The organism is Falsiroseomonas sp. RANM36 (assembly GCF_056682175.1).
The window spans coordinates 263,252-264,299 of sequence record NZ_JBWXTD010000004.1 but is presented as its reverse complement, the minus strand read 5'-3'; the positions used below and the strand labels follow the sequence as shown (position 1 = coordinate 264,299).

Here is a 1,048-nt window from a genome sequence, read left to right as displayed (position 1 = left end):
GCGGGGCGGGGCGGGGGGGGGCCCTTCGTGGCCCCGGATTCCCCCCTCCCCCGGCGGGGGCCCCGGGGGGGGGGCGACGCCGCGATCGCGGCGACCTTCGCGGAGCTCGAGGAGCAGGCACGCGGATGGTTCGCCGAGGAAGCCGTGCCGGAAGCGGCGCGCGTGCTGAGCCCGGTGGTCCTGATGCGCTATGCCGGGCAGGGATCGGAACTCGCCGTGCCCTGGCGCGGTGCCATCGCAACCGCCCAGGCCGACTTCGCCGCCGCGCATCGCGGCCTGTATGGCTTCGACCTGCCGGAAGGCATGCCGGAGCTTGTCACGCTGCGCCTGGAAGCGCGCGGCCGGCTGCCTGCCGCGCCGCGCATGCGGCGTGCCCCCGGTGGCGGCGCCGCGCCGGTCGGTCACCACGTCCTGCATCTGCGGGACGGCAGCGGCGAGGCGCCGCTGTACGACCGGGAGACGCTCGGCGCCGGCGATGCCTTCGACGGGCCGGCCATCGTGATGCAGTTCGACGCGACGACGCTGGTCCCGCCCGGCTGGCACGCCCGCATGCATGAGTCGGGCGTGCTGCTGTTGACGCGCGCGTAGTCACGTACGCGCAACCTGCTCCCTCTCCCGCGAAGCGGGGGAGGGTTGGGGTGGGAGCCTCACCCCGCCTGCGCGAACCACTTGGTGTCCAGCGACTGCAGGAAGCCGTCCGCCTGCATCGCCGCGATATGGCGGTTGATCTCCGCCATCAGCGCCGTGTCGCTCTTGCGCGTGTTGATGCCGACATCGCGCGCATCCCACACCGGCGAGACACCCAGCCGCACGCGCGCGTTCCGCGCCACGTTCCAGCGCAGCACGGGCTGGGTGTTCACCACCGCCTCCGTCCGGCCGACCACCAGGTCCTGCAGCGCGAGGGGGAATTCGTTGTAGGTGCTGACCCTGCCCCCTTGGATGTCCCCGGCCTGAGCTAGAGTCCGTCGAAGGGAGACGGATGATGAAGCGATCGAGGTTCACGCAGGAGCAGATCATTGGGGTGCTGAAGGAGCACCAGGCGGGCGCG

1 protein-coding gene and 1 pseudogene are annotated in these 1,048 nt (G+C 72.5%); one reads left to right on the top strand and one right to left on the bottom strand.

Features of this window, described 5'->3' with window-relative positions; all coding sequences use genetic code 11:
• Positions 1-588: pseudogene (locus AC1MIR_RS15070) on the top strand (hypothetical protein); the annotation flags it as partial.
• Positions 589-647: 59 nt separating this feature from the next.
• On the opposite strand, the gene AC1MIR_RS15065 reads toward AC1MIR_RS15070, so the two are convergent.
• Complete coding sequence (locus AC1MIR_RS15065; RefSeq protein ID WP_480029008.1) at positions 648-860, bottom strand: hypothetical protein; 213 nt, start codon at positions 858-860, stop codon at positions 648-650.
• Positions 861-1,048: the final 188 nt, after the last annotated feature.